General features: G+C 75.0%; 18 protein-coding genes. 14 read left to right on the top strand and 4 right to left on the bottom strand.

What is annotated here, in order from left to right; genetic code table 11:
* Nucleotides 1-120 precede the first annotated feature (120 nt).
* From mfd to LPU43_RS08790, 6 genes are all read left to right on the top strand, one after another.
* Entirely contained in the window at nt 121-3,786 is a 3,666-nt protein-coding gene (gene mfd / locus LPU43_RS08815; RefSeq protein WP_229399751.1) for a transcription-repair coupling factor, read from the top strand.
* Between the two features lie 59 nt (nt 3,787-3,845).
* Nucleotides 3,846-4,652, top strand: coding sequence for a SurA N-terminal domain-containing protein (locus LPU43_RS08810; protein ID WP_229399750.1), 807 nt, complete (start codon nt 3,846-3,848; stop codon nt 4,650-4,652).
* Nucleotides 4,649-5,632 carry a nucleoside triphosphate pyrophosphohydrolase gene (locus LPU43_RS08805; RefSeq protein ID WP_229399749.1) on the top strand — a complete coding sequence of 328 codons (984 nt, stop codon included), beginning with the start codon at nt 4,649-4,651 and terminating at the stop codon, nt 5,630-5,632. The genes LPU43_RS08810 and LPU43_RS08805 overlap by 4 nt, the downstream gene beginning before the upstream one ends.
* 161 nt (nt 5,633-5,793) lie before the next feature.
* A complete protein-coding gene (locus tag LPU43_RS08800; protein WP_229399748.1) occupies nt 5,794-6,432 on the top strand; it encodes an RNA polymerase sigma factor in 639 nt (212 codons plus the stop codon).
* Complete coding sequence (locus tag LPU43_RS08795; RefSeq protein ID WP_255684287.1) at nt 6,429-7,433, top strand: CU044_5270 family protein; 1,005 nt, start codon at nt 6,429-6,431, stop codon at nt 7,431-7,433. Before LPU43_RS08800 ends, LPU43_RS08795 begins: the two co-directional genes overlap by 4 nt.
* A gap of 39 nt (nt 7,434-7,472) precedes the next feature.
* Nucleotides 7,473-9,092 (top strand): DUF885 domain-containing protein, encoded by a 1,620-nt coding sequence (locus LPU43_RS08790; protein ID WP_229399746.1) that lies wholly within the window; start codon nt 7,473-7,475, stop codon nt 9,090-9,092.
* Nucleotides 9,093-9,208: 116 nt separating this feature from the next.
* Here the strand turns inward: LPU43_RS08790 and LPU43_RS08785 are convergent, their stop codons facing one another.
* A complete protein-coding gene (locus LPU43_RS08785; RefSeq protein ID WP_229399745.1) occupies nt 9,209-9,901 on the bottom strand; it encodes a hypothetical protein in 693 nt (230 codons plus the stop codon).
* A 208-nt stretch (nt 9,902-10,109) separates the two neighbouring features.
* On the opposite strand from LPU43_RS08785, the gene eno reads away from it, so the two are divergent.
* From eno to LPU43_RS08755, 6 genes are all read left to right on the top strand, one after another.
* Nucleotides 10,110-11,393, top strand: a complete 1,284-nt coding sequence (eno, locus tag LPU43_RS08780) for a phosphopyruvate hydratase (protein ID WP_229399744.1) — start codon at nt 10,110-10,112, stop codon at nt 11,391-11,393.
* Between the two features lie 32 nt (nt 11,394-11,425).
* The gene (locus LPU43_RS08775; protein WP_229399743.1) at nt 11,426-12,058 is read left to right on the top strand and encodes an FtsB family cell division protein; all 633 of its coding nucleotides are present in this window, start codon (nt 11,426-11,428) and stop codon (nt 12,056-12,058) included.
* Nucleotides 12,059-12,092: 34 nt separating this feature from the next.
* Nucleotides 12,093-12,650 (top strand): DUF501 domain-containing protein, encoded by a 558-nt coding sequence (locus LPU43_RS08770; RefSeq protein ID WP_229399896.1) that lies wholly within the window; start codon nt 12,093-12,095, stop codon nt 12,648-12,650.
* A complete protein-coding gene (locus LPU43_RS08765) occupies nt 12,647-13,156 on the top strand; it encodes an amino-acid N-acetyltransferase (protein WP_229399742.1) in 510 nt (169 codons plus the stop codon). Before LPU43_RS08770 ends, LPU43_RS08765 begins: the two co-directional genes overlap by 4 nt.
* A gap of 143 nt (nt 13,157-13,299) precedes the next feature.
* Complete coding sequence (locus LPU43_RS08760) at nt 13,300-14,628, top strand: hypothetical protein (protein ID WP_229399741.1); 1,329 nt, start codon at nt 13,300-13,302, stop codon at nt 14,626-14,628.
* Between the two features lie 22 nt (nt 14,629-14,650).
* A complete protein-coding gene (locus tag LPU43_RS08755; protein WP_229399895.1) occupies nt 14,651-15,592 on the top strand; it encodes a Ppx/GppA phosphatase family protein in 942 nt (313 codons plus the stop codon).
* 117 nt (nt 15,593-15,709) lie between these two features.
* On the opposite strand, the gene LPU43_RS08750 is transcribed toward LPU43_RS08755, so the two are convergent.
* The 3 genes from LPU43_RS08750 to LPU43_RS08740 all read right to left on the bottom strand — a co-directional run bounded on the left by LPU43_RS08750 (nt 15,710) and on the right by LPU43_RS08740 (nt 20,460).
* Nucleotides 15,710-16,465 carry an ABC transporter permease gene (locus LPU43_RS08750; protein WP_229399894.1) on the bottom strand — a complete coding sequence of 252 codons (756 nt, stop codon included), beginning with the start codon at nt 16,463-16,465 and terminating at the stop codon, nt 15,710-15,712.
* A 92-nt stretch (nt 16,466-16,557) separates the two neighbouring features.
* Nucleotides 16,558-17,547 carry an ATP-binding cassette domain-containing protein gene (locus LPU43_RS08745; protein WP_229399740.1) on the bottom strand — a complete coding sequence of 330 codons (990 nt, stop codon included), beginning with the start codon at nt 17,545-17,547 and terminating at the stop codon, nt 16,558-16,560.
* A gap of 30 nt (nt 17,548-17,577) precedes the next feature.
* The gene (locus LPU43_RS08740) at nt 17,578-20,460 is read right to left on the bottom strand and encodes an AfsR/SARP family transcriptional regulator (RefSeq protein ID WP_229399739.1); all 2,883 of its coding nucleotides are present in this window, start codon (nt 20,458-20,460) and stop codon (nt 17,578-17,580) included.
* Between the two features lie 70 nt (nt 20,461-20,530).
* Between LPU43_RS08740 and LPU43_RS08735 the strand changes: the two genes are divergently transcribed.
* Complete coding sequence (locus LPU43_RS08735) at nt 20,531-20,863, top strand: PadR family transcriptional regulator (protein WP_229399738.1); 333 nt, start codon at nt 20,531-20,533, stop codon at nt 20,861-20,863.
* Nucleotides 20,860-21,897: an HAAS signaling domain-containing protein gene (locus tag LPU43_RS08730; RefSeq protein WP_229399737.1), complete on the top strand. Its 1,038-nt coding sequence runs from the start codon at nt 20,860-20,862 to the stop codon at nt 21,895-21,897. Before LPU43_RS08735 ends, LPU43_RS08730 begins: the two co-directional genes overlap by 4 nt.
* Nucleotides 21,898-21,994: the final 97 nt, after the last annotated feature.

The following is a 21,994-nucleotide window of genomic DNA, read 5'->3' as shown; positions in this document are numbered from 1 at the left end:
GATCTTGCCGCGCGCCGGGCAGGATCAGTGGTGGGCGGAGATAGGCTGGCGGGGTGCACCCCCGTGTCCCGCCGGACGCGGGGTCGTCGTCGTGCGTCGACCCGCTGGAAGTGATCTCGAATGCTCACCGGACTCTTCGCCGCCGCCCTGGCCGACCCCGGGCTGGCCCGGGCGCGTGACCTGGCACGCTCCGGTGCCGCGCAGGTCGACGGGCTGGACCTGACCGCCCCGGCGGCGCTGCGCCCGTTCGCCGTCGCCGCCGTGGCCGCCGACCCCACGGGCGAGGGAGTCGACGGCGCGCCCGGCGGGGGCGCGGGGCGGCCCGTGCTGGCGGTCACCGCCACCAGCCGGGAGGCCGACGACCTGGCCTCGGCGCTGGGCAGCCTCCTGCCGGCCGAGCAGGTCGCCGTCTTCCCCTCCTGGGAGACGCTGCCGCACGAGCGGCTCTCGCCCCGGTCCGACACCGTCGGCCGGCGGCTGGCCGTGCTGCGCCGGCTCGCCCACCCCGACGCCGCCGACGCCCGGGGGCGCACCGGGCCGCTGCGGGTGGTCGTCGCGCCGGTCCGGTCGCTGCTTCAGCCGCAGCTCAAGGGGCTCGGCGACCTGGAGCCGGTGCGGCTGGCCGCCGGGGACGAGGCCGACCTGGAGGAGGTCGCCCGCCGGCTCACCGACATGGCGTACGCCCGGGTGGACCTGGTCACCAAGCGCGGCGAGTTCGCGGTGCGCGGCGGCATCCTCGACGTCTTCCCGCCCACCGACGAGCACCCGTCCCGGGTCGAGTTCTGGGGCGACGAGGTGGAGGAGATCCGCACCTTCGCCGTCGCCGACCAGCGGACCATCGAGGCCGTACCGCTGCTCTGGGCGCCCCCGTGCCGGGAGCTGCTGCTGACCCCGGCCGTGCGGCGGCGGGCCGCCGCGCTCGCGGCCGAGCACCCCGAGCTGGCCGAGATCCTGGACAAGCTGGCCGAGGGCATCCCCGTCGAGGGGATGGAGTCCCTGGCCCCCGCGCTGGTCGGCGCGGACTCGCTGGAGCTGCTGCCGGACTGCATGCCGGCCGGCACCCACGTGCTGCTCTGCGACCCCGAGCGCATCCGCACCCGCGCACACGACCTGGTCCGTACCTCGGAGGAGTTCCTCCAGGCGAGCTGGGCCGCCGCCGCCGTCGGCGGCCAGGCCCCGGTGGACCTCGGGGCCGCCGCCTTCAAGACCCTGGCCGACGTACGGGCGCACGCCCGCGCCCTGGGCCAGCCCTGGTGGACCCTCGCGCCGTTCGGCCTGGTCGAGGCGGACGCGGCGGCTTCGGCGCGGCAGCCCTGGGAGGACGCGCCCGCCGAGGTCGACGTCACGCCCGACGACGCCATCGCGGTGACCCTGGCCGCCCAGCCGGCCCCGCTCTACCACGGCGAGACCGACCGCGTGGTCGAGGACCTGAAGCGGTGGGCCGGCGAGGGCTGGTCGGTGGCGCTGGTCTTCGAGGGCCACGGCCCCGCCCAGCGGGCCGTCGAGGTGCTGCACGACGCGGGCCTCGGCGCGCGGTTCGCCGAGCGGGTGCCGACCGCGCCCGAGCCGGGCGTGCCGCTGGTCACCTGCGGCGGCCTGACCAGCGGGTTCGTGGACGAGGCGTCCCGGTTCGCGCTGCTCACCGGCAACGACGTCACCGGCGGGCGGGGCACCTCGACCCGGGACATGCGCAAGATGCCGAGCCGGCGGCGCAACACCATCGACCCGCTGGAGCTGCGGGCCGGCGACCACGTGGTGCACGAGCAGCACGGCATCGGCCGGTACGTCGAGCTGGTCCAGCGCACCGTCAACGGCGCGTCCCGCGAGTACCTGGTCATCGAGTACGCCGCGAGCAAGCGCGGCCAGCCCGGCGACCGGCTCTTCGTCCCCACCGACCAGCTCGACCAGCTCTCCCGGTACGTCGGCGGCGAGCAGCCGACCCTGCACAAGATGGGCGGCGCGGACTGGCAGAAGTCGAAGGCCCGCGCCCGCAAGGCGGTCCGGGAGATCGCCGCCCAGCTCATCCAGCTCTACGCCGCCCGAAAGGCGTCCAAGGGGCACCCGTTCGGGCCGGACACCCCGTGGCAGCGGGAGCTGGAGGACGCCTTCCCCTGGCAGGAGACGCCCGACCAGCTCGCCGCCATCGAAGAGGTCAAGCGGGACATGGAGCAGACCGTCCCGATGGACCGGCTGATCTGCGGCGACGTCGGGTACGGCAAGACCGAGATCGCGGTGCGGGCGGCGTTCAAGGCGGTGCAGGACGGCAAGCAGGTCGCCGTGCTGGTGCCGACGACCCTGCTCGTGCAGCAGCACTACAACACGTTCGCCGAGCGGATGAGCCAGTTCCCGGTGACCATCCGGCAGCTCTCCCGCTTCCAGACGCCGAAGGAGTCCGAGCGGACGATGGAGATGGTCGCCGACGGCACCGTGGACATCGTCATCGGCACCCACCGGCTGCTCCAGTCGGCCACCCGGTTCAAGTCCCTCGGGCTGGTCATCATCGACGAGGAGCAGCGCTTCGGCGTCGAGCACAAGGAGCACCTGAAGACGCTGCGCGCCTCGGTCGACGTGCTCGCCATGTCGGCCACCCCGATCCCGCGCACGCTGGAGATGGCGATCACCGGCATCCGCGAGATGTCGACCATCGCCACCCCGCCGGAGGAGCGGCACCCGGTGCTGACCTTCGTCGGCGCGCACGACGAGCGGCAGGTGGCCGCCTCCATCCACCGCGAGCTGCTCCGCGACGGCCAGGTCTTCTACCTGCACAACCGGGTCGAGTCGATCGACCGGACGGCGCGGAAGCTCCGCGAGCTGGTGCCCGAGGCGAGGGTGGCGGTGGCGCACGGCCAGATGGGCGAGGAGGCCCTGGAGAAGGTGATGGTCGGCTTCTGGGAGAAGGAGTTCGACGTCCTGGTCTGCACCACCATCGTGGAGTCCGGCATCGACATCCCGAACGCCAACACCCTGATCGTGGAGCGGGCCGACCTGCTCGGCCTGGCCCAGCTCCACCAGATCCGCGGCCGGGTCGGCCGGGGCCGGGAGCGGGCGTACGCGTACTTCCTCTACCCGCCGGAGAAGCCGCTCACCGAGCACGCCCACGAGCGGCTCGCCACCATCGCGCAGCACACCGAGCTGGGCGCGGGCATGTACGTGGCCATGAAGGACCTGGAGATCCGGGGCGCGGGCAACCTGCTCGGCGGCGAGCAGTCGGGCCACATCGAGGGCGTCGGCTTCGACCTGTACGTCCGCATGGTCGGCGAGGCCGTGCAGGCGTTCAAGGGGGAGCGGCCCGAGGAGGAGGCCGACGTCAAAATCGACCTGCCGGTGGACGCGCACCTGCCGCACGACTACGTCGGGGTGGAGCGGCTGCGCCTGGAGATGTACCGCAAGCTCGCCGAGGCCCGCGACGAGGAGCGGCTGCGCGAGGTCGTGGCCGAGATGACCGACCGGTACGGCGAGCCGCCCGCCCCGGTGCAGAACCTCGTGGCGGTGGCGCGGTTTCGGCTGCTGGCCCGCCGGTACGGCCTCACCGACGTCTCCATGCAGGGCAAGCACCTGCGGTTCGGCCCGCTGCCGCTGCCCGACTCCAAGCAGCTCCGCCTCAAGCGGTACCACCCGGACTCGGTCTACAAGGCCGCGCTCGACCAGGTCAGCGTGCCCCGCCCGAGCACCCGTCGGATCGGTGGCGAGCCCCTGCGCGACCAGGCCCTTCTGGAGTGGTGCGCGCAGCTCCTCTCCGACGTCCTCGGCGCACCTGCGGAGCCGGCCGGGGCGGGTGCCCGGTGAGGGGTAGCGCCCGGTGGGCGGCGTCGCCGCCGGTGGGGACGCATGAGAGAGTGACAATCATGCGTACTCGCCGTCTCATCGCCGCCGCCAGCGTCGCGGCCCTCGGTGTCCTCTCCCTCGGTGCGTGCGGGAAGTCCGCGCCGGACGTCGCCGCCTACGTGGGCGACGCGAAGTTCTCCGTGGACCGGGTGGACGAGATCTACGACAACGCCCAGGGGTTGTACGCCGCCGCGGTGAGCGCCGAGGCCGCGCAGGCCGGGGCCACCCCGGGGCCGGCGCAGCTGCGCTCGGACGTGACCCGGCAGGACGTGCTGGACCTGCTGGTCAGCGTCGAGTTGGGCAAGCGGGTGGTGGCCGCGCAGGGCATCCAGGTGCCCGACGAGGTCAAGCCGGAGCAGTTGGAGCGGCAGCTCCGGGTGCCGGCCGCCGCCGAGTACACCCGGCTGTGGAGCGAGTGGGTGGACATCTCCGCCGCGTTGGGCGCGCGGCTGCCCACGGCCGAGGTGAACGACGAGGCGGTCATGGCCGTCTACCGGGCCATCGAGAAGACCGGGGCGATCCAGTCCGGAATGACCGTGTCGCAGGTGCGGCAGGCGTTCGGCGAGAGCGGCGGCGCGGGCACCCCGGGCGGCTTCGTGCGCGGTGCCACCGCGCTCAGCGCGGCCCTCCAGGCGGAGGCGGAGAAGGCCGGGTCGTCGGTCAACCCCCGCTACCGGCCGGTCGGCGTGCCGTCGGTGGTCAGCACCGGCCAGTCGCTGATCTTCTACTCGCTGCCCTTCATCGACGAGGACGGCCCGGTCACCGACATCTCCACCCCGCAGGCCCCGTCGGGCGAGCCGAGCGCCCCGGCTGCTCCCGGGGTATGACCGCCCGGATCGTCCTGCTGGTCACCTCGCCCCGGCTCCCGGCCGGGCTGCTGACCGCCGCCGCCTGGGACGCCGTACGCGCGCACCCGGTGCTGGCCGGGGCGGAGAGCGAGCTGGCGACGGCCGTGCGGGCGACGGGCGCCGAGGTGACCGTGCCGGACGGCCCGGCGGTGCCGGCGCTGCTGGCCACGGCGGCGGCGCACGGCGCGGCGGTCTGGCTGGCCGGGCCGGCCGGCGACGAGGCGCTGGCCCGGGAGCTGGGGCTGCGGCTGGCCCGGGAGCCGGGGCTGGCCGAGCTGGAGCTGATGCACGGCTCGTGGGACCCGCCGGGTGCCCGGCTGCTCGACGCGGTCGAGGTGATGGACCGGCTGGTCTCGCCCGGCGGTGACCCGTGGAAGCGGGCGCAGACCCACCGCAGCCTCGCCGGCTACCTGATCGAGGAGTGCTACGAGGCGTACGACGCGATCGACGCCGACGACACCGACGCGCTCCGCGAGGAGCTGGGTGACGTGCTGCTCCAGGTGGTGCTGCACGCCCGGCTGGCCGAGGGGCTGCCGGAGGGCGAGCGGTGGAACGTCGACGACGTGGCCGGTGGCCTGGTCGACAAGATGATCCGGCGCAACCCGCACGTCTTCGCCGGCGACCAGGCCACCACCCTGGACGAGATCACCGCCAACTGGGACCGGATCAAGCGGGCCGAGAAGGCCCGGGCCTCGGTGCTGGACGGCATCGCGCCGAGCCTGCCCGCGCTGGCCCTGGCGGCCAAGATCCTGGAGCGCGCCGGCCGCGCCGGGCTGGCCGTCCCGCCCCCGCTGGCGCAGACGCAGGTCGACCCGGAGGCGCGCCTGGGCGCGAGCCTGCTGGCCACGGTCGCGGCGGCCCGCGAGGCGGGCATCGACCCGGAGGCCGCCCTCCGCCGCGCTGCCCGCGCCTATGCCGAGGCGGTCCGCGCCGCCGAACGGGCCGCCGACGCCGGCTGACCCGCCGTCCACGGGGCCGGCCGGGTGCCACGGGCCGACCCGCGCCCCGGGTCGGTTCCGGCGAGGCCGACCCGCGCCCCCGGATCGGTTCCGGCGAGGCCGTTCCGCGTCCCGGGTCGGTTCCGGTGGGAACCCGCCCCGGCGAGCGGACAGAGAAGGGTGTGGACAGTTCATATCGGGCCCGGCTGCGGGCCGGCGACGCGGCGGCGTTCGGGCAGCTGTTCGACGACCACGCCCGCGCCGTGCACCGGCACGCGTACCGTTCGACGAGCTGCTGGGGCACCGCCGAGGACGTGGTGTCGCTGACCTTCCTGGAGGCCTGGCGGCTGCGCGGCAGGCTGCGGCCCGACGGTGACAGCGTCCTGCCGTGGCTGTTGGGGATCGCCACGAACGTGCTGCGCAACACGAACCGGGCGGCCCGGCGGCACCGGGCCGCGCTGGCCCGCGTCCCGCGCGCCGACACCGTCCCCGACTTCGCCGACGAGCTGAGCGACCGGATGGACGACGTCGGCCGGGTGGCGGCGGCCGAGGCGGCGCTGGCCGCCCTGCGCCCGGCGGAACGGGAGGTCTTCACCCTCTGCGTCTGGTCGGGGCTGGACTACGCCGCCGCAGCGGAGGCGCTCGGTCTGCCGATCGGCACGGTCCGGTCCCGGTTGTCGCGGGCCCGGACGAAACTGCGTGCCCTCGCCGAGCGGGCGCTCAGCGCGGGGCCGCCGGACCGGGAACCCGCTCCGCCTCATGGACAGGTACAGGGTGGCCGCGCGACCGCGGCCCGGTCGAACCAGGAGATGAACCGATGATCCCACGGCTTGATCCTGCCGAGCGCGCCGCCCTCGCCCGGTCGGTGCCCCCACCGCCCGGTGGGGAGCTTCCCGCCGACCGCCATCGCGTCCTGAAGGAAGCCTTCATGAACGAGATCACCCCCACCCCGGCGGCGGCGTCCGCCCGCCCGGCGGCCCGGTTCCGCCGCCGGCTGGCCTGGATCGCCGCGCCGGTGGCCGCCACCGCCCTGGCCGCCGCGCTGGTCGCCACCGTCGGGCTGCCCGGCTCGGACCCCGCAGCGGGCACCCGCGCGCAGCAGTACGTCACCGTGCTGGCCGGGGACGCCGCCGGCGTGGCCCCGCTGATGGAGCGGGCCGCCCTGGTGGCCGCCGCGAAGCCGGTGACGCCGGTGGTCGGCGGCGGCTTCGTCTACGTCCGCAGCAAGGTCGCCTGGCTCACCTTCCCCGAGGGCGGCGACGGCCCGAAGGAGGCCGGGGTGAACGCACAGGTGCTCGACGAGGTGCACGACCGCGAGATCTGGGTGCCCCAGAACGGCGGCGACGCGCTCGTCCGCGAGCGGGGCGAGACGTTCAAAAGTGTGGGCGGCCCCCCCAACGCCAGGTACGCGAACCTGCCGACGGACCCGGAGGCGCTGCTGCGGCACGCCTACGCGGTGGCGGATCGGGAGGACCAGCCTCGCGACTACGGCGCTTTCGACTTCATTGGCGGGGCGTTGCGGGAGAGCCTGCTGCCGCCCGAGGTCAACGCCGCCCTCTACCGCGCGGCGGCGAAGATCCCGGGGGCGGTCCTGGTGCCGGAGTCCGTCGACGCTGCCGGGCGGACCGGGGTGGCCGTGGGCTTCACCGACGAGTTCGGCCAGCGTACGGAGTGGATCTTCGACCGGAGCACCTACGAGTACCTCGGCGAGCGCTCCTACCTCGTCCGGGACAACGAGACCGGCAAGGCCGGGATGCTCACCGCCACCACCGCCGTGCTGACCCGTGCCGTGGTGGACGAGGCGGGCAAGCGCCCCGCCTGACGCCCGACGCGGGTGCCGGCTCCCCGCTAGGGTCGTCGCATGTCATCCTTCGCACCCCGTGCCGAACGGATCGTCGACGCCCTGCTGGAGAGCCGGCCCGGCCTCGCCTCGTCCGCCGGCGACCACCGGTACGACGACCGGTTGCCGGACCTGTCGGCCGACGCCGTCGCCGCCGACCGGGCGATGCTCCGGGACGCCGCCGACGCCCTCTCCGAGGTCGACCCGGACGCGCTCGACGTCGAGGAGCGGGTCGACCACGCCCTGCTCAGCGCCCTGGTCGACCGGGGGCTGTTCGAGGCCGACGAGATCCGGGCGCACGAGTGGGACCCGCTGCGGCACAACCCGGCCCCGCTGCTGCACGCCCTGGTGGCCCGCCCGTTCGCCGCGGCGGAGGTGCGGCTGACCGCCCTGGCGGGTCGGCTCGCGGCCGTACCGGACGCCCTGGCGACCGCCCGCGCGACGCTGCGTGACATGCCCCGGGTCCACGCCGAGACGGCGGTCGGGCAGTTCACCGGCGCGGCGGCCCTGGTCCGCGACGAGGTGCCCCGGCTGCTCGCCGAGGCGCCCGCCCTGGCCGACCGGGTGGAGCCCGCCGCGACGGCGGCGATCGCCGCGCTGGAGGAGTTCGTGGGCTGGCTGCGCGCCGGCCTGGCCGCCGACGGCGGCGCGGGGCGCGACCCCCGGCTGGGCCGGCGGCGCTGGGAGGCCCGGCTCTGGCACACCCTCGACACCGAGCTGGGCGCCGCCGAGGTGCAGCGTCGCGCCTGGGCCAACCTGGAGCGGGTCACCGCCGAGATCCGCGAGGCGGCCGTCGAGCTGGTCGGCGGTCCGGCCGACGACGAGACGGTACGCCGGGCGCTGGACCTGCTGGCCGCCGAGCACCCCGACGACGCCACCGTCGTGGAGCTCGCCTCGATCACCCTCGACGAGGCGACCGGCTTCGTCCGGGCGCACGACCTGGTCACGCTGGTCGACGACCCGTGCGTGATCCAGGAGATGCCGGAGTTCGCCCGGGGCGTGGCGGTGGCGTACTGCGACGCGCCGGGCCCGCTGGAGACGGCGGCGTTGCCGACGTTCTACTGCATCGCCCCCACCCCGCGGGACTGGCCGGCGACGCGGGTGGACTCGTTCTACCGCGAGTACAACGACCACATGATCCGCAACCTCACCGTCCACGAGGCGGTGCCCGGGCACTTCCTCCAGCTCGCCCACGCCCGCCGGTACGTCGGCCCCACCCGGGTCCGGGCGCTCGCCCGGTCCGGGCCGTTCGTGGAGGGCTGGGCGGTCTACACCGAGGAGCTGATGGCCGGCCTCGGCTTCGGTGGCCTGCCGGTGCGGTTGCAGCAGCTCAAGATGCAGCTCCGGATGACCATCAACGCGCTGCTCGACCAGCTCGTGCACTGCGACGACCTGCCCGAGGCCGAGGCGATGGCGCTGATGACCGGCCGGGGCTTCCAGGAGGAGGGCGAGGCGGCCGGCAAGTGGCGGCGGGCGCTGCTCACCTCCACGCAGCTCTCCACGTACTTCGTCGGGTACAGCGAGGTCGCCGAGATCGCCGCGCTGCGCCCGTCGGGGGTGCCGCTGCGCGAGTGGCACGACGCGATGCTGGCCCACGACTGCCCGCCCCCGCGCCACCTCCGCACCCTGCTGGGGGTGTAAGGAGGGGCCCCCTGTTAACGCATTCCGTTGTACAGGGGCCCCTTCCTAACCCGCCGGGGCGGGGCCCGTCGCCGGGGCGGGGCCCGTCGGCGGGGCGGAAGTCGTCGGGCGGGCGGTCAGGAGCCGGCGGAGCGGCGGTCCACCACGCCGGCCCCGGCCGGCAGCTCGAAGCTCGCCCCGTCGACGGTGTCGGCGTACCGGCTCAGCGCCAGCTCCGTCGGGGTGCCGTCCAGCTCGCCCGTGAAGCTGCCGAGCACGCCCTCGTTGGTCACGCAGGCGGTGAAGTCGTCGCCCGCGCGGCGCACCTCGACGCAGGTGGCGAGCCGGCCGGCGACGGTGGTGTCGCTCTGCCGGATCTCCGCGTCCGGGTCCAGGGCGGCCTCGGTGAGCAGCCCCACCACCACCGGCGGGGTGACCAGGCCGCGCCGCTTCGCCGCGGTGAACAGCTCCACCGAGGGGCGCGCGTTCGGCGGGGGCGGGGCGAGCAGCGTGCAGACGGTCTTCGCCGCGCCGGTCTCGCACCGGGCGGTGGCCTCGGTGGTGACGGTCAGCCGCCCGCCCGGCCACGTGTACGCCGAGCGGTCCGGGTCCTGGGCCTGCACGATGGAGGCGGTCCGGCCGCCGGGAAGCTGGTAGTCGGCCGAGTAGGTCAGTTCCAGCGCCCGGTCCAGTCGGGCGGCGAGGTCGTTGACCAGCTCCGACCGCCCGATCGCCCGTCCGGCGTCGTCGAGGGCCTGGCAGCCGGTGACCGAGAGCGACGCGATGACGGCCAGTGCGAGCGCGCGGAACGTGGTCGAGGCGGCGGGCATGGCGACCAGCCTTGTCGATCGGGTCCACGTCACGCAAACCGGTTGCCGGTTGCGGGGGCGAGAATCCGGGAATGTCCGACGTGCGCCCCGGTGGACCGGGCGACGCGGTGCGTCGGGGCGCGGCCCGATACGCTGCGTTCAACGCCTGCCTCAGCCGCACCGTCGCGGCCCATGCCGGACCGGAAACACACAAACGAGGAGCGACTCAGTGGCAACCATCGAGGGAATCGTCGCCCGGGAGATTCTCGACTCGCGGGGCAACCCGACGGTCGAGGTCGAGGTCGGGCTCGACGACGGCACGATCGCCCGCGCCGCGGTGCCGTCCGGCGCCTCCACCGGCGCCTTCGAGGCGGTCGAGCTGCGCGACGGTGACAAGGACCGCTACCTGGGCAAGGGTGTCGAGAAGGCCGTCGCCAACATCGAGGACAAGATCGTCGACCAGCTCATCGGCTACGAGGCCAGCGAGCAGCGGCTCATCGACCAGAAGATGCTGGACCTCGACGGCTCGGACAACAAGGGCGAGCTGGGCGCGAACGCGATCCTGGGCGTCTCCCTGGCCGTGGCCAAGGCCGCCGCCGGCAGCGCCGAGCTGAGCCTGTTCCGCTACCTGGGCGGCCCGAACGCGCACCTGCTCCCGGTGCCGATGATGAACATCCTCAACGGTGGGGCGCACGCCGACTCCAACGTCGACATCCAGGAGTTCATGATCGCGCCGATCGGCGCGCCCAGCTTCCGCGAGGCGCTGCGCTCCGGTGCGGAGGTCTACCACGCGCTGAAGTCCGTGCTGAAGAAGAAGGGCCTCTCCACCGGCCTCGGCGACGAGGGCGGCTTCGCGCCGAACCTGCCCACCAACGCCGCCGCGCTGGACCTGATCGGCGAGGCGGTCGAGAAGGCCGGCTACCGGCTGGGCAGCGACATCGTCTTCGCGCTCGACGTGGCGGCCACCGAGTTCTTCGACAACGGCACGTACACCTTCGAGGGCGCGTCGAAGTCCGCCGAGGAGATGAGCAACTACTACACCAAGCTCATCGGCGACTACCCGATCGTCTCGATCGAGGACCCGCTCTCCGAGGACGACTGGAGCGGCTGGGCCACCCTGACCGCCGCCGTCGGCGACCGCATCCAGATCGTCGGCGACGACCTGTTCGTCACCAACCCGCAGCGCATCGCCCGGGGCATCGCCGAGAAGTCCGCCAACGCCGTGCTGGTGAAGGTCAACCAGATCGGCTCGCTGACCGAGACCTTCGACGCGGTCGAGCTGGCCCACCGCGCGGGCTTCTCCTGCATGATGAGCCACCGTTCCGGCGAGACCGAGGACACCACGATCGCCGACCTGGCGGTGGCCACCGGTTGCGGCCAGATCAAGACCGGCGCCCCGGCCCGCTCGGACCGGGTGGCCAAGTACAACCAGCTCCTGCGCATCGAGGAGGAGCTGGCCGACGCGGCACGGTACGCCGGCGCGGGCGCCTTCCCGCGCTACCGTTCCGCCTGAGTCCACAGCGAGCCTCCCAGGAGGGTGTGACGATGCAGCAGCGCCGCACACCGGGTGGTCAGCGCCCCGTCCGCCGGCCGGGTCAGTCCGGCCGGCCGGGCGGGGCCCGCGCCCGGGTCTCGGTCCGCGACGGCGTCCGCGCGGAGGCGCGCGCCGCCGGCCGCTCGCCCGGCTCGGCGCGGCCCACCGATCCGGTACGCTCCGCGAACCGTCCCGCCGCGGCCCGCCGCGCGGCGGCCGGCGGCACGGTCAAGCGGCTCTCCGCACCCCGCCCCCGACGCATCACGGGGCGGGCCACCGTGCTCTTCGCCGTGCTGATCGCGCTCGCCCTCGCGTACACCTATCCCGTCCGGGTCTACCTGGACCAGCAGGCCGACATCGAGCGGATGGAGGCGTCCCAGGCGGCGCAGCGCGAGCTCATCGCCGAACGCGCCGCCGAGGCGGCGAAGTGGCGGGACAACGAGTACATCAGCATCCAGGCGCGGGAGCGGTTCTACATGGTCTACCCGGGTGAGGTCCCGGTGATCGTGCTGAACGACCCGGCCGGCGCGGCCCGGGACGCGGGCGGCGACGCGCCCCCCGCCCAGCCGCCGGCCCCCGACCCGTGGTACGACACCCTGTGGTCGAGCGTGCGGGCCGCGAACGGCGACCGCCCCGGCCAGTGAGCCCCCCGCCGAGCACCGACGAGAGATGAGCACCGTGACTGTCGTACCCCCACCGGACCCGGCGGCCGACTCCGTACCCCCGCCGGTGCGGGAACCGGCCACCGAGCGTGACCTGGCGGCGGTGGCCGCCCAGCTCGGGCGCGCCCCGCGCGGCACCCGGGCGGTGGCCCACCGCTGCCCCTGCGGCCTGCCCGACGTGGTGGAGACGACCCCGCGCCTGGCCGACGGTACGCCCTTCCCGACGCTGTTCTACCTGACCTGCCCCCGGGCGACCGCCGCGTGCAGCCGGCTGGAGTCGGCCGGGCTGATGAAGGAGATGGCCGAGCGGCTGGCCGCCGACCCGGAGCTGGCCGCCCGCTACCGGGCCGCGCACGAGGACTACCTGGCCCGCCGGGAGGCGATCGGCGAGGTGCCGGAGATCGCCGGCATCTCGGCCGGCGGCATGCCCGGCCGGGTGAAGTGCCTGCACGTGCACCTCGGCCACGCGCTCGGAGCCGGTCCGGGGGTCAACCCGTTCGGCGACGAGACCCTCGCGCTGGTGGAGCAGTGGTGGGCGGCCGGCCCCTGCGTCGACGTGCCGGCGGGCGAGTGACCACGCCGGACGAGGTCGTGGTGCGCCGCGCCCGCACCGCCGACGTGCGCGGCATCCGGCGGCTGGTGGACACCTACACCGACGACCGGCGGCTGCTCGGCAAGGCCACCGTCACCCTGTACGAGGACGTGCAGGAGTTCCGGGTCGCGGCCGACGGCGACGCCGTCGTCGGCTGCGGGGCGCTGCACGTGATGTGGGAGGACCTGGCCGAGATCCGCACCGTGGCCGTGGACCCGGCGTACCGGGGGCGCAGGCTCGGGCACCGGATCGTCGGCGAGCTGATCGACGCGGCCCGGGAGATCGGGGTGGCCCGCATCTTCGTGCTCACCTTCGAGACCCGGTTCTTCGGCTCCTTCGGCTTCACCGAAATCGACGGCGCGCCCGTGCCGCATCCCGTCTACGAGCAGCTCCTGCGCTCGTACGACGAGGGCGTGGCCGAGTTCCTGGACCTGGAGCGGGTCAAGCCGAACACCCTGGGCAACACCCGGATGCTGCTGCGCCTCTAGCCCGGCCGCGACCGGGGAGCCCGGCCGCTCGGGAAGCCCGACCTGGAGCGGGGAGCCCGGCCCGGCCCGGGGAGCCCGCCTCCGGTCGGGAGCCCGGTCCCGGGCGCGTGGCCGGTCTTGATCGCGGTTGCGACGCTGGCGCGATGAGGACCGCCCGCCGCGTCTGCGCGGTGCTGCTGACCGCCGTCGCCCTCCTCGGGGCGGTACGCCTCGTCGCCCCGGCCACCGGCGGCGTCGACGGCGAGCCGCCGGGGGTGGCCCGGCAGCTCGCCTTCCTGCGCGCCGCCCTGGCCGACGGGGCGGGCACCGACGCCCAGGGGCTCTTCCCCGAGGGGTACTTCTTCGCCCACGCCCTGTACGGGCTGGCCCGGGTCGAGCTGGGCCTGCGCCGGCCCGCCGGCGAGCGGGCGGAGGAGCTGCGGGAGGCCCGCCGGGCGCTGGCCCGGCTGGAGTCGCCGGCCGGCACCGGCGTGTTCGACCCCGGCCTGACACCCGCGTACGGGATCTTCTGGCAGGGCTGGACGAACTGGCTGCGCGGCGGAATCCTCGCCCTGCAACTGGCCGACCGGCGCGACCCGGCGGAGGTGGCCCGGTTCGTCGAGGCGTCGGCCGGGATCGGGGCGGCGTTCGACGGCTCCGCCTCGCCGTACCTGCCCGCGTACCCGGGGCAGGCGTGGCCGGTGGACTCGACGGTGGCGGTCGCCTCCCTGCGGCTGCACGACGCGCTGCTGCCGCCCCGCTTCGGCGGCACCGTGACCCGCTGGCTGGACGGCGTGCGGCAGCGCCTCGACCCGCGTACCGGGCTGATGCCGCACCGGGTCGACCTGGCCACCGGCGCGCCGGCCGAGGTGGCGCGGGCCACCTCGCAGAGCATGATCCAGCGCTTCCTGGTCGACGTCGACCCGGCGTTCGCCCGCGAGCAGTACCTCCGCTTCCGGGCCGCCTTCGTCGCCACGCCGCTGGGGCTCGGCCCGGCCGTGCGCGAGTACCCGGACGGGATGGACGGGCCGGGCGACGTGGACTCGGGCCCGCTGCTGCTCGGGGTGAGCCTCTCCGCCACCGTGGTCACCCTCGGCGCGGCGCAGGTCCAGGGCGACGACGCCCTGGCCGGGGCGCTGGCCAACTACGGCGACCTCGCCGGCGTGCCCGTCGACACCCCGTGGACCCGTCGGTACGCCCTCGGGGTCCTCCCGGTCGGCGACGCGTTCCTCGCCTGGTCGAAGACCGCGCGCCCGTGGGTGGCCGACGCGCCGCCCCCGCCCCCGGCGACCGTGCGTTGGTGGTGGCGGCTGCCCCTGCTGTCGCTGCTGCTCCTCGCCGGTGCCGTCCTGTGGCTGCCGGACCTGCGCCGTCGCCGGGGCCGCCTGGCCGCCCTCGCCACCGCCCCGCCGCCTCCGGCCGGGCGGGGCGGGCGGCCCGGCCGAGCCGACGCGCCCCCGGCTGAACAGGCCGGGTCGCGTCGGCTGCCGTAGGGTTGCTGCCGTGACGACGCGCGTGGCCGCCATCGACTGCGGCACCAACTCGATCCGCCTGCTGGTCGCCGACCTGCCCGACGCCTCAGCCGGGCCGGACGCGCCGCTGGTCGACCTGGCCCGCCGGATGGAGATCGTCCGGCTCGGCCAGGGCGTCGACCGCACGGGCCGGCTCGCCCCGGAGGCGATCGAGCGGACCCGGGTCGCGCTGGCGTCCTACGCCGCCGAGATCGAGGAGCTGGGCGCGGAGCGGGTGCGGATGTGCGCCACCTCGGCGTCCCGGGACGCCTCCAACGCCGCGGAATTCCGGGCGATGGTCGAGCGGACCCTCGGCGTCGCACCCGAGGTGGTCACCGGCGACGAGGAGGCCCGGCTCTCCTTCACGGGGGCGGTGCGCGGCCTGCCCGCCGACGCGAAGGAGCCGTACCTGGTGATCGACATCGGCGGCGGGTCGACCGAGTTCGTGGTCGGCACCCGCTCCGGCGGCGTCGAGGCCGCGATCTCGATGGACATCGGCTGCGTCCGGATGACCGAGCGGCACCTGCACGGCGACCCGCCCGGGGCGGACCAGGTCGCCGCCGCGCAGGCCGACATCACGGCGGCCGTGGACCGCGCGCTGGAGGCCGTGCCGGGGCGGCAGGCCGCCACCCTGGTCGGGCTCGCCGGCTCGGTCACCACCGTCGTGGCGCTGGCCGAGGGCCTCACCGGGTACGACCCGAGCCGCATCCACCACGCCCGGGTGTCGTACGACGCCGTGGCGCAGGTGACCGCCGACCTGCTCGGCAAGACCCGCGAGCAGCGGCTGGCGATTCCGGTCATGCACCCGGGCCGGGCCGACGTGATCGGCGCGGGCGCCCTCGTGCTCCGGGTGATCATGGAGCGCGCGGGCATGCCCTCGGTGGTCGCCTCCGAGCACGACATCCTCGACGGCATCGCCTGGAGCCTCCTGCCCACTGCCGGCTGACCGGTCCCCGGCCTCGCCGCCACCCCTCCGTCGCCAGATTCTCGGCGTCGTCGCCTCCCCGGGCCCGGCGTCCGCCGGCTGTCGCCGGTGTGATCAACCGGGCCCGTCGTTCCGGCGTCAGCGACTCAGGCGCTGGTAGCGGCGCACCGCCAGCGGAGCGAACGTCGCGATCAGGAGCACCGGCCACGCCACCGCCAACAGCAACGCGTGCTCCGCCGGCCACGAGTCGGCGCCCAGGCCCGGATTGCCGAAGAGTTGGCGGGTCGCGGCGACGGTCGCCGACAGCGGGTTCCACTCCGAGATCGCACCGAGCCAGCGCGGCATCAGGTCGGGGGAGACGAAGACGTTGGAGAGCGCGGTGAGCGGGAAGACCGCCGGGAAGACGATCACGCTGACCGTGTCCGGGTTCGGGACCAGCAGCGCCAGGTAGATCCCCAGCCAGGTGATCGCGACCCGCAGCAGCAGGAGGAGCCCGACGGCGAGCAGTGCCCGTCCCACGCCGTCGCGCCACTGCCAGCCGACCAGCAGGCCGCAGACCAGCAGGGTGGACATCTCCAGCAGGGCGCGCAGCAGGTCCGCGGCGCTGCGCCCGGTCATCAGGGCGGAACGCGCCATCGACATCGACCGGAACCGGTCGACGACGCCCCGGCTGAGGTCGAACGCCACGCCGCTCGCGGTGGCGCCGAGGCCGTTCAGCATCGTCATCACGAAGATCCCGGGCAACAGGAACTCGCGGTAGTTGCCGCCGCCCGGCACCTGCATACCGCTGCCGAACACGTACCCGAAGACGAGCACGAACATGATCGGCAGCGAGAAGTAGAGGATCAGCTCCTCGGGCGCGCGGACCACGTGGGTCATGTTCCGCCTCGTCATCGTCCAGCCGTCGACGATCGCGCGGCGCAACCGCGCCAGCGGCGTCCGCGCGGAGACCGGCGGAGCCGGGACGGCCGACCGGGTTGCGGTCGTCATGCCGGCACCACCTTCCGCACCGCGCCGACGGGCTCGCCGGCTTCCTCGGGACGGCGTCCGGTGAGATGCAGGAACGCCTCGTCGAGCGTCGCGCGGCGCAGGCCGATGTCCTCGACCGCGATCCCCGCGTCCCTGAGCGCCTGCACCACGCCGATCAACCCGGCGACCCGGTCGGCCACCGGCGCGCTGATCCGCCGCAGCTCCGGATCGCACTCCGGCTTCCCGGCACAGATCCGCGCGAAGATCCCTTCGGCCCGGGGCAGATCGGCCGCGTCGCGCACGACCACCTCGATCCGGTCACCGTCGATCATGGACTTCAGCTCGTCCGGGGTGCCCTCGGCCACCACCCGACCGGCGTCGATCATCGAGATCCGGTCGGCGAGCTGATCGGCCTCCTCCAGGTACTGCGTGGTGAGCAGCACCGTGGCCCCGTCCGCCACCAGGGCGCGGACGATGTCCCACACCTGGTTGCGGCTGCGCGGGTCCAGGCCGGTGGTCGGCTCGTCGAGGAAGAGCACGCGCGGCGGGCGGACCAGGCTGGCGGCCAGGTCCAGCCGGCGGCGCATCCCACCCGAGTACCCACCCGCGGACCGGTTCGCCGCCCCGTCGAGCCCGAACTGTCCCAGCAGTTCGGTGGCGCGTCGGCGGGCCGCCCGACCGCCGAGTCCGGACAGCCGGCCGAACATCTCCAGGTTCTGCCGGCCGCTGAGGGTCTCGTCGACCGCGGCGTACTGCCCGGTCAGCCCGATGCGGGCGCGCACCTCGTCCGGCTGGCGCGCCACGTCGAATCCGGCCACGGTGGCCCGGCCGGCGTCGAAGCGCAGCAGCGTGGCCAGGATCCGCACGGCCGTGGTCTTCCCGGCGCCGTTCGGCCCCAGCAGCCCGTGCACCGTGCCCGTCGGCACGGCCAGGTCGAAACTGTCGAGCGCGCGGGTCGGGCCGTACCGCTTGCCCAGTCCCTCCGCGCGCACCTCGAATGCGGTCATGCCCCCACGGTGCGCGCGGGCGCTGACGGGTCACGCACCGGCCGCTGACGGCGGCGCACCGCCCGCTGCGGTCCGGGCCGCGACCCGCTCCGCCTCGGCGATCTGATCGAGGACGAGGACGATCTCCGAACGCATGGTCTCGCCGAGGTACCAGCCGGAGAGCCCGCCGGTCGACGCCGCCTCGCACAGCCGCCGGGCCTCGACGAGATCTCCGCCCAGCCGCGCCACCTGGGCGAGGCCGAGGCGGGCACCGGACACGAACTCCGGTGCGCCGCCGCGCTGAGCGAGCAGCAGCGCGCGGGTGAAGTCGTCCTGCGCCGCCGCGAGGTCACCGGCGCGCAGCCTGATCTCGCCCCGGGTACGCCGCATGTCGGCCTCGTCGACGGCCGATCCGAGTTCCTCGGCCAACTCCATCGCCCGGTCCAGGAACGCGCCCGCCGCTGTCAGATCACCCTGCCAGGCGGCGACTTCGCCGATCGCGCCGAGCGTGATCATCGACCCCCAGCGGTCGCCGATGCACTGGAAGCCGGCGAGCGCGGCGAGCAGCGCGGTCCTCGCCTGGTCCCACTCGCCACGCCACATCCGCGCGGAGCCGAGCCCCATCGCGCCGAGGGCGTCGATCCACGGGTCCGGGCCGACCAGCAGCCTCAGCTCCCGCAACAGCTCGCCAATGTCCTCGGTGACCCCGGTCGGCGGTCCGATCGAGATCCCCGACAGGTACAGCAGGAAGGGCTGTCGAGGGGGCCGGTCGAGGCTGTCGATCAGGGAGCGCTGCGATGCGAAAGGCGGCGGACGGCCGGAACCGTCGAGCGAGGCGTTGTAGGCGCAGAGGGCGAACTCCTCGCGCAGACCGGGTGACGCCTCGGTGCCGAGCACGTCGAGGACGTCGCCGGCCAGCCTGGCCCCTTCGCCGCGCATACCACGCAGCCACCAGTAGAACGACAGAGCCGCGACCAGCCCGGCCGCGTCAGGCGCGTCACCGGGCACGGTGGCGCGACGCAGCGCCGCGTGCAGGTTGTCCCGCTCGGCGTCGAGCCGGCGCAGCCACTCCAGCTGCTCCGCGCGGCGAAGGTGGCCGTCGGCGGTCCAGGCGAACTCCAGGAAGTACGCGGCGTGCGCGCGGCGCAGCCGGTCGGCCTCGCCGGCTTCGGTGAGTCGCTCGGCGCAGAAGGCGCGCACCGTCTCGAGCATCCGGTACCGGCCGGCACTCAACTCGACGAAGGACTTGTCGGCCAGGCCGGTCAGCGCGTCGACGAACTCGACGGTCGGCAGGCCACAGATGCGCTCGGCCGCCTCCAGGGTGGTGCCACCGACGAACACGGTCAGCCGTCGGGCCAGCTTCCGCTCGGCGTCGTCGAGCAGGTCCCAGCTCCACTCGACCACCGCGCGGAGCGTCCGGTGCCGGGGCGTCGCCGCCCGGCTGCCCATCGACAGCAGCCGGAGCCGGTCGTTGAGACGGGCGGCCACCTCGGCGACCGGCAGCGCCCGCAGCCGCGCGGCGGCGAGCTCGATCGCCAGCGGCAGACCGTCGAGGGTGCGGCAGATCCGCAGCACCATCCCGACGTTGGCCGACGTGACCGTGAAGTCCGGGGCGACGTCGGCGGCCCGCCGGGCGAACAGCTCCACCGCGGCGTAGGCGCGGGCCTGCGGCACCGACGCGTCGGGCGGCGGCAGGCTGAGCCCGGACACCGGGCACAACGCCTCGCCGGGCAGCCCGAGCGGCTCGCGGCTCGTGGTGAGCACGCGCAGCGCCGGACACGCGCTGAGCAACCGGGCGACCAGCCGGGCCGCGTCGGCGACGACGTGCTCACAGTTGTCGAGCACGAGCAGCAGCCGCCGCTCGGCCAGGGCCGCGACCAGCCGGTCGGTGGGGCTCCGGCCCGCCTCGGCCGGGGCGCGCAGGCCCGCGTCGCGCAGGCCGAGCGCGCTCAGCACCGCCTGCGGTACGTCCGAACCGTGGGCCAGCGAGGCCAGCTCGACGAGGCGGACGCGGCCGTCGAGGCGGCCGGCGGCCTCGATCGCCAACCGCGTCTTGCCCACTCCTCCGGGGCCGACCAGAGTGGTCAGCCTTCGCTCGCCGAGCAGCTCGCCGACGCGCCTGAGCTCCTCCTCCCGCCCGACGAAGGTGGTGAGCTGGCTCGGCAGCCCGTGCCCGGGTTCGTCGCGCCCCTGCGGGTGTGCCTCGCCACGCAGCACGGCCAGGTGGAGCGCGGCCAGCGCGGGCGACGGGTCGACGCCGAGTTCCCCGGCCAGCGTGCGCCGGGCCTCCTCGAACTCGGCGAGCGCCTCGGCCGGCCGGCCCGAGGCGGACAGGGCGCGTATGAGCTGGCCCCGGAGCCGCTCCCGCAACGGATGCGCGGCGACCACCTGCCGCAGCTCCGCGACCAGGGCGGTGTGCCCGCCCAGCGCCAGCTCCGCCTCGATGCGGTCCTCGACGGCGACCAGCCGCACCTCGTCCAGCCGGGCCGCCTGCGGGTGGGCGCCGGTCACGTCGATCACGTCGGCCAGGGCCGGGCCGCGCCACAGGTCCAGCGCCTCACGCAGCACGGCGGTGGTCCGCGGCCAGTCGCCGTCGGCGAGGGCGCGGTGCCCCGCCTCGGCGAGGCTCTGGAACCGGTGGGCATCGACGTCGGCGGGATTCACGGCGAGGCGGTAACCGGCCGGGTGGAATTCGACCGGGTGCTCCGGGGGCAGGGTCTGACGCAGCCGGGACACCTGGGACTGAAGCGCGTTGGCCGCGCCGCGCGGCGGTTGCTCGCCGTACAGGCCCGCGATCAGGCGATCTGCGGACACCACCCGGCCCGGGTCGAGCAGGAGCAGCGTCAGCAGGACGCGAAGGCGTGGACCGCCCAGGCGGAGCTCGCGCCCGTCGGTCAGCAGCACCTGGGTCGGGCCCAGGATGCGGAAACGCATGACGCGATTGTCGCCTACGGCCGGGCCGTTCCTTTGACGGTACTGCGCATTGCGTACTAGTGTGCGGTGCGTGGATACCACGCAGCTTCTGAAAGGCGTGCTGGACCTCGCGGTCCTGGCCGTGCTCCGCGAGGAGGACGGCTACGGCTACGACATCCTGCGCCGCCTGCGCGAGGCCGGCCTGGACGAGGTCGGGGACGCCTCCGTGTACGGCACGCTGCGCCGGCTCTTCGCCGCCGGCCTGCTGACCACGTACGTCGTGCCGAGCGAGTCCGGCCCGCACCGGAAGTACTACTCGCTCAACACCGCCGGCCGGGAGCACCTGACCCGCTCCGGCAAGCTCTGGCGCTCGTTCGCCACGACCATGGACGCTCTGCTCGACGATCGGGGGGTGGCGGCGTGACCGTCATGGAGCAGGAGATCGCGGACTACACGGCCCGGGTCCGGGCCGCCCTGGCGGACCTACCGCCGACCGTCCGGGACGAGTTGACCGAGGACCTGCCCGAGCACCTGGCCGAGGTCGCCGCCGAGGGGGACGGGCCGCTGGCCGACCGGCTGGGCACGCCCGAGGCGTACGCGGCGGAGCTGCGGGTGGCGGCCGGCGCGGGTGGCCCGGCCACCGTCCGCAACCTGGACCAGCGGGCCGCCGCCGTCGCCGCCGCGCTCCGCACCCGGCTGAGCGCGGCCGACGCCCGGATCGGCCCGATCCTCGGGTACGCCTCGGCGAGCGAGTACCTGCGCCTGCTCCGCCCGGCGTGGTGGGTCCTGCGCGGCTACCTGGCCGCCATGCTGATCACGGTGGTCACCACGGGCGCGCCGATCGGGCTGCTGCCGAGGCTGGGCGGCAGCACGCTCGCCGCGCTGCTGCTCCTGGGCGTCTGCGTCATCGCCTCGGTGTGGCTGGGCCGGCGCACCCCGACCCTGCGGCGCTGGCCCCGGATCGCGCTGCGCGCCGGCACGGCGGTCCTCGCGATCTTCGCGTTCGCCGGCTTCGTCGACGCGGACGACCGGCTCGGCTGGAACGAGTCCGGCTACCAGCCGACCTCGGTGGAGGAGACGTACATCAGCGACGTCTTCGTCTACGACGCCGACGGCCGGCTGGTGCAGAACGCCCGCCTCTTCGACCAGGACGGCAACCCGATCCGGCTCGGGTACCCGGAGTGCGAGCGCGACGGGCCGGTCGAGCCGAAGCCGGTTGCGCCGGTGTACCCGTACTGCCCGGAGCACGCGCCGTTCCGCGCCGCACCGGGCGGGCAGCCCCCGGCCCCCGCCGCGCCGACGCCCGGCCTGACGCCGCCGACCGCGCCGAGCCCCAACCCGACCCTCTCGGCCGCCCCGGCCCCCGCTCCCACGCCGCCGCCGGGCCCGACGCCGTCGACCGCGTCGACGCCCGTCCCGCCCCCCTCGCCTGCACCGACGCCCACCCCGACCTCCTGACCCGACCTCCTGACCCGAGCCCTCCGAGCACGCCCAAGGGCCTCATGATCCGCTCAACTTCAGGGAAGTTGTCGCCTCCCCGCGCTTGGAGGCCGCA

Origin of the sequence: Micromonospora okii (assembly GCF_020884795.1) — a bacterium.
Classification (GTDB): Bacteria; Actinomycetota; Actinomycetes; order Mycobacteriales; family Micromonosporaceae; genus Micromonospora; species Micromonospora okii.
Note: the sequence above shows the minus strand (reverse complement) of the source record. Positions and strands in the feature narration are given on the sequence as shown.

Coding starts and splice junctions, on each gene's coding strand:
- mfd (WP_229399751.1), top strand. CDS start 121: ATGCTCACCGGACTCTTCGCCGCCGCCCTGGCCGACCCCGGGCTGGCC.
- LPU43_RS08810 (WP_229399750.1), top strand. CDS start 3,846: ATGCGTACTCGCCGTCTCATCGCCGCCGCCAGCGTCGCGGCCCTCGGT.
- LPU43_RS08805 (WP_229399749.1), top strand. CDS start 4,649: ATGACCGCCCGGATCGTCCTGCTGGTCACCTCGCCCCGGCTCCCGGCC.
- LPU43_RS08795 (WP_255684287.1), top strand. CDS start 6,429: ATGATCCCACGGCTTGATCCTGCCGAGCGCGCCGCCCTCGCCCGGTCG.
- LPU43_RS08790 (WP_229399746.1), top strand. CDS start 7,473: ATGTCATCCTTCGCACCCCGTGCCGAACGGATCGTCGACGCCCTGCTG.
- LPU43_RS08785 (WP_229399745.1), bottom strand. CDS start 9,901: ATGCCCGCCGCCTCGACCACGTTCCGCGCGCTCGCACTGGCCGTCATC.
- LPU43_RS08775 (WP_229399743.1), top strand. CDS start 11,426: ATGCAGCAGCGCCGCACACCGGGTGGTCAGCGCCCCGTCCGCCGGCCG.
- LPU43_RS08760 (WP_229399741.1), top strand. CDS start 13,300: ATGAGGACCGCCCGCCGCGTCTGCGCGGTGCTGCTGACCGCCGTCGCC.
- LPU43_RS08750 (WP_229399894.1), bottom strand. CDS start 16,465: ATGACGAGGCGGAACATGACCCACGTGGTCCGCGCGCCCGAGGAGCTG.
- LPU43_RS08745 (WP_229399740.1), bottom strand. CDS start 17,547: ATGACCGCATTCGAGGTGCGCGCGGAGGGACTGGGCAAGCGGTACGGC.
- LPU43_RS08740 (WP_229399739.1), bottom strand. CDS start 20,460: ATGCGTTTCCGCATCCTGGGCCCGACCCAGGTGCTGCTGACCGACGGG.